General features: G+C 66.2%; 3 protein-coding genes and 1 pseudogene. All 4 read left to right on the forward strand.

From position 1 onward, the window contains the following. Positions 1 to 429: 429 nt before the first annotated feature. Positions 430 to 921, forward strand: a pseudogene (locus QX126_RS23625) (creatininase family protein); the annotation flags it as partial. Positions 922 to 1,067: 146 nt separating this feature from the next. Next, entirely contained in the window at positions 1,068 to 1,352 is a 285-nt protein-coding gene (locus QX126_RS23630; protein WP_315735045.1) for a hypothetical protein, read from the forward strand. Between the two features lie 264 nt (positions 1,353 to 1,616). Further along, positions 1,617 to 3,602, forward strand: coding sequence for a carbohydrate porin (locus QX126_RS23635; RefSeq protein ID WP_315783980.1), 1,986 nt, complete (start codon positions 1,617 to 1,619; stop codon positions 3,600 to 3,602). A gap of 309 nt (positions 3,603 to 3,911) precedes the next feature. After that, positions 3,912 to 5,222 carry a hemolysin family protein gene (locus QX126_RS23640; RefSeq protein WP_315783982.1) on the forward strand — a complete coding sequence of 437 codons (1,311 nt, stop codon included), beginning with the start codon at positions 3,912 to 3,914 and terminating at the stop codon, positions 5,220 to 5,222. The last annotated feature ends 778 nt before the right edge of the window (positions 5,223 to 6,000 follow it).

Below are 6,000 nucleotides of genomic sequence, written 5' to 3' on the forward strand. Positions count from 1 at the left end.
CAGTTCCGTCTTCGAATCGCTCGTCAGCTCGATTGCCTTGCGACGTCATGTCACAAGCGAGCTCGATCGCGAAGGGCCGACACCCGTTCCCACAGCCGATAGGGCCATCGAAAATCACCGCTTCCGCGCGCGAGCCGTGACGTGTGACTTCAAAGTCATTGCAAGTAACTTGCAATATTCGCTAGGGTCCGCATCACCAGCGCCTCTGTTCACTCCTGCTCTTGCGGTCCATACGCTTGCCGACGGTTACGCCAATACGATCCGGACGATCGCGCGTCCGAAGCTGGACCGGGCTTGCCGCCGTCGTCGTCCTCGGCTCGGGAGCTGCGGCCCAGGCCGCGGATTTGGCGCTGAAAGCGCCGGTCGCACAGACGGAGTTCGATTGGACGGGTGTCTATGTCGGCGGCCACGCCGGCTATACGCGCGATCGGAATCACGAAGCTCGTGATTGTCACCAGCCATGGCGGCAACAGCGCCGCGATGACCCTGGTCGCGCAGGATCTGCGCGCAGATCACTGCATGCTGGTGGTGACGACGTCATGGTCGCGCTTCGGCGCGCCCGATGGCCTGTTCTCCGCCGACGAGCTGCGTCACGGCATCCATGGCGGTGCCGTCGAGACCTCGATCATGCTGGCCCGCCATCCCACGCTGGTGCGCAGCGATGCCATCGCCGCTTTCCCCTCGCGCGGCGCTGAGATGGAAACGACCTACGAGGTGCTCTCGACGCAGCGGCCGGCGCCGATGGCCTGGCAGACGCAGGACCTGAATGCGGGCGGCGCGGTCGGCGATGCCACGCAGGCCTCGGCGGAGAAGGGCGAGCGCGTGCTGGACCACGGCGCGCGGGCGTTCTGCGCGCTGCTGGAGGACGTCGATAACTTCGACGTGACCACGCTCGGCCACGGCCCGCTGCCGGGCTCCTGAGCCAAAGATAACATTCTGGATCTTCTGATGAATCTCCGGATGGCGTCGATCGCCATCAGGCGATTCGAACCGGTTTCGAAAAGGCTCCGTCCAATTTGGCAAGCGGCCGACGCCGGCCGCCGCAACATCAAACAGGAGCCTTCACCATGTCGATCAAAACCAAGATTGCCACCCTCGCGCTGACCGCGCTCGCCGTGACCGGCAGCATCGCCGCAACGTCGACGCCTGCGGCGGCCAACGGCTTCCATCATCATCACCATTGGGGCTGGGGCGTCGGTGCCGGCCTCGTCGGAGCCGCCGTCGTCGGCAGCGCCATCGCCGCCAGCAACGACAGCTACTCCTATGGCGGTGGCTATCGGTACTGCCGCTGGGTGCCGCAGTACAACGTCTACGGCCAGTATGTCGGCCGCGTCAGGGCCTGCGGCTATTGATGCCGGGCGTTCGTCGCGTCCCGCCCGGCCGCCCGGGCGGGCTGATTGTTGCGTGGGCGCCACACCCTCAATCGGAAACCGGATGAGACCGCCTCACGCTTGCTGTTGCGAATTAATCGCAATATAAATCATCCACAAATTACCGCGTGCCGTCCACACTTCCGATCGAACATCGACGACTCCGTAATCTTCTCGTGACTGTGCGCGGGCAATCAGTTGTGACGTTTGCCTGTGTCGTTTGCCTCGCCTTGGGAATCCGCCGCCATGATCCGTTCGAACTGCACCCGGGAGATGATCGCGGCCGGCGCCATGATCGCCGCGCTCGCTGCCCCCGCCGCTGCCGCCGACCTGCCGGTCAAGGCGCGGATGGCGCAGACGGTGTTCGACTGGACCGGCCTCTATGTCGGCGTCCATGCCGGCTATACGCGCGACCGCGCCCAGGCGACGCTGACCGACCCGAGCGGGACGGTCAGCGCCGGTAGCCCGTTCAGCGGTCTCACTGGCGGCGTGCAGGCCGGCTACAACTGGGTCACCCGCTCCGGGCTGTTGCTCGGGCTCGAGGGCGATTTCAGCTTTCCGAACTATCTCACCTCCAACCACACCGTCGCGATGCTCGGCACGCCCATCTCGAACGTCTCGGAGCTGTGGGACTATGTCGCCACCGCCCGCGGCCGCGTCGGCTACATCAAGGGCGACTGGCTGGTCTACGCCACCGGCGGCCTCGCCTGGACCGGCGGCCGCTTCATCAACACCAATGCGGCCGGCGACACCGAGAAGCTGCTGACGACGCGGCTCGGCTGGGCCGCCGGCGCCGGCATCGAGCGCAGCTTTGCGCCGCATTGGAGCTGGCGCCTCGAATATCTCTACAGCCATTTCGAGAACGGCGGCGTCCGCTTCTCCAACGGCGCCAGCTACAATTCTGCGCTCGAATTCCAGACCCTGCGCGTCGGGCTCAACCGCAAGCTCGACTTCGCCGGCGGTCCCGACCTGAAGCTCAAGAGCGATCCGTCCGATCCCGAATCCGACCGCTGGGAGATCCACGGCCAGGCGACCGTGCTCGGCCAGGGCTATCCGGCGTTCCGCGCCGCCTATACCGGCGCCAACAGCCTGACGCCGGCGCACCAGTTCCAGGAGACCTGGAGCAACAGCCTGTACATCAACGCGCGGCTGTGGGACGGCGGCGAGGTCTACTACAATCCCGAGCTGCTGCAGGGCTTCGGCCTCAGCAACACCGTCGGAGCAGGCGGCTTCCCCAATGGCGAAGCGCAGAAGTCCGACTTCCCCTATCCGCACTACAACACCTCGCGGCTGTTCCTGCGCCAGACCTTCGGCTTCGGCGGCGAGCAGGAGCAGCTCGGCAGCGGCCAGCTGCAGCTGTCCGGCAAGCAGGACATCTCGCGTCTCACGCTTCAGATCGGAAAATTCCCCGTGCTCGACGTGTTCGACGGCAACGCCTACGCCAAGGACGCACGCAAGGACTTCATGAACTGGTCGGTCTGGGCGCCCGGCGCCTTCGACTATGCCGCTGACAAGCTCGGACTGACCTATGGCGCCACCGCCGAGTTGAACCAGAAGAACTGGGCGCTGCGCGCCGGCTATTTCCTGGTCGATGCCGAGTCGAACTCGAACAATTTCGACACGCGCGTGTTCAGGCGCGGCGAGTATGTCGTCGAGCTGGAGACGCGCTATCAGCTGTTCTCGCAGCCGGGACATTTGCGCACGATCGGCTGGTTCAACAGCGTGTTCGCCGGCAGCTATCGCGAGACGCTGGACAATCCCGCGCTCAATCTCGACATCAGCCAGACCCGCCGCGGCCGCGGCAAATTCGGCTACGTGATCAGCTTCGACCAGGCGCTCTCCGACGATGTCGGCCTGTTCGGACGCTGGAGCTGGAACGACGGCAAGAACGAGATCATGGCGTTCACCGACATCGACAGCAGCCTGTCGTTGGGCACCTCGATCAAGGGCACGCGCTGGGGCCGTCCCGACGACACCATCGGCCTCGCCGGCGTGACCAACGGGCTGTCGCGCGACCACCGCGCCTTCCTCGCCGCCGGCGGCCTCGGCCCGCTGATCGGCGACGGCGCGCTGAACTACCGGCGCGAGAACATCATCGAGGCCTACTACGCCTACTCGATCAACAAATACCTGACCTTCACGGCGGACTATCAGTTCATCAGCAATCCCGCCTACAACGCCGACCGCGGTCCGGTGTCGATCTTCTCGGGGCGGCTGCACGGGGATTTCTGAGCGGCGGCTGTTTTTATTTGCGCAGGCCATAGCTCCTCACTCGGTGTCGTCCCCGCAAACGCGGGGACCCATACCGCGGAAGCTATCGAGGGACGTCACTGCCGATTGCCCGCCTCACGACCGCCGGTGGCTATGGGTCCCAGCTCAAGGCCGGGACGACAGCGGAGGTCCAGGCGCGGCAAGCCCCAATCTGACCGCCCACCCGTCTCCAGCCATGCGCCCACCGCAGCGCGGCATTGGGCGATTGCCATCCCCATATGCTAGGACCTGTCCCCATCCCGCCCCCTCCGGGCGCCAGACCAGGTCGAAATGCTCTCCGTCGAACTCGCCATCATCGTCGTCCTCATCGTCGTCAACGGGCTGTTGTCGATGTCCGAACTCGCGATCGTCTCGTCGCGGCCGGCACGCCTCGCCATGCTGGCCGAAAAGGGCATCGCCGGCGCCCGTCGGGCGCTGGCGCTGGCGTCCGATCCGGGGAGGTTCCTGTCGACGGTGCAGATCGGCATCACCCTGGTCGGCGTGCTCTCTGGCGCATTCTCGGGCGCCACGCTCGGCCAGCGCCTGACGCAGTGGCTGCTGGAGCTCGGCCTGTCCGCCTCCGTTGCCGACATCATCGGCGTCGGCCTGGTCGTCACCACCATCACCTATGCGACCCTGATCGTCGGCGAGCTGGTGCCGAAGCAGCTGGCGCTGCGCGACCCCGAGGCCGTGGCGGTCCGCGTCGCGCCGGCCATGCAGGTGCTCGCCAAGGTGTCGCTGCCGCTCGTGGTGCTGCTCGATCTCTCCGGCAAGTTGATCCTGACGCTGCTCGGCCGCTCCGGCGAGGCCGAGGAGAAGGTGTCGGAGGCGGAGATCCACCATCTGGTGCGCGAGGCCGAGACCGCAGGCGTGCTTGAGCCCGGCGAGAAGGAGATGATCGCCGGCGTGATGCGGCTCGGCGACCGCCCGGTCGGCGCCATCATGACGCCGCGCCCCGAGGTCGACGTCGTCGACCTCAACGACGATCCCAAGACCATTCGCGAGCTGCTCGCCAAGAGCCCGCATTCGCGCCTGCCGGTGTCGGACGGCGAGCGCGACCGTCCGATCGGCGTGCTCCAGGCCAAGGACCTGCTGGCGGCCTATCTGCGCGACGAGACGCCGGACCTGCGCAGCCTGGTGCGCGAGGTGCCGATCATTCCCTCCACCGTCGATGCGCGCGACGTGATCGCGATTCTCAAGGTGGCGCCCGTGCATATGGGGCTCGTCCACGACGAATACGGCGCGTTCGAAGGCGTCGTGACCGCGGCGGATATTCTGGAGTCGATCGTCGGCGCGTTCTCCTCGGAGGAAGGTCCGCCGGAGCCGGCCTGCCTCCGCCGCGACGACGGATCGCTGCTCGTCTCCGGCTGGATGCAACTCGACGAGTTCGCCGACGTCCTCGCCATCGAGGTGCCGCCACATCGCGGCTACCACACCGTCGCCGGCCTGGTGCTGCAGCATTTCGGCAGCGTGCCCGCGATCGGCCAGAGCTTCGAGCTGCAAGGGTGGCGCTTCGAGATCATCGACCTCGACGGCCGCCGCATCGACAAGATCCTGGCGACCAGGCTCGCCCCGGAGGGCGGCGAGCCGAACGTGGGGTAGCGCTCGCTCAATTGCGCCAGGGCGTTTCATGATGCGTATCTCGGCCCGCATCATCGAGAGACCCGCGCAGGCACGGCACCGGCGGTGCGCCCCCTCTCCCGCTTGCGGGGGAGGGCTGGGGTGGGGGTGCCACAGCGGCAGTCTTTCCGGAGCAATCCCCCACCCGCATCGCATCTGACGATGCGATGCGACCTCCCCCGCACGCGGGGGGAGGCGCTGACCGATCGCGCCGCGCCTGCGTGCCACAAACAACTTTGCAATCCCCGATTCGCCCGTCGGGCGGAGTGCCGATCTCCAACACGCCGGCGGACGGCCGATGCGCCACGCATGTCGCCTGCGCCAAAACACTCATTTCCCCCGCGCCCTCAATATGAAGACCCACTTCAAGAGCCTCCGCGAAAAATAAACAGCTTCCGAAAATCATAATTCCTGTCCTATGCTCCTCCCATTCCGGTCCTGATGAGGGGCGTACGCGCGTCGTCACGAACGTTGGACCGGCAATGCGATGGACGTGACGGCGGCGCTGGACGAGCGCTGTCGTGGCGGACGGCGAAATCGTGTGGTCCTGACCTCCCGACGCTGAGGTCCGCGGCAGCGCGCGTGATGCGCGCGTTGTCGCCACGGTGGCCAGAAAGCCGGTGCACCGAGGAGAGCAAGTATAAGCCGTTAAAACCGATCGCGCAGGGAGGGCCGGGTCGTTCCGGCTGAACCTTGTATGGGGAGTAAGTTGTCAAGAGGGGCGTCGTTTGTTGGGGGCGGTCTTTGGCGCCAAGGAGAG

The sequence above is a fragment of the Bradyrhizobium sp. SZCCHNPS1003 genome (assembly GCF_032381555.1).
GTDB lineage: Bacteria > Pseudomonadota > Alphaproteobacteria > Rhizobiales > Xanthobacteraceae > Bradyrhizobium.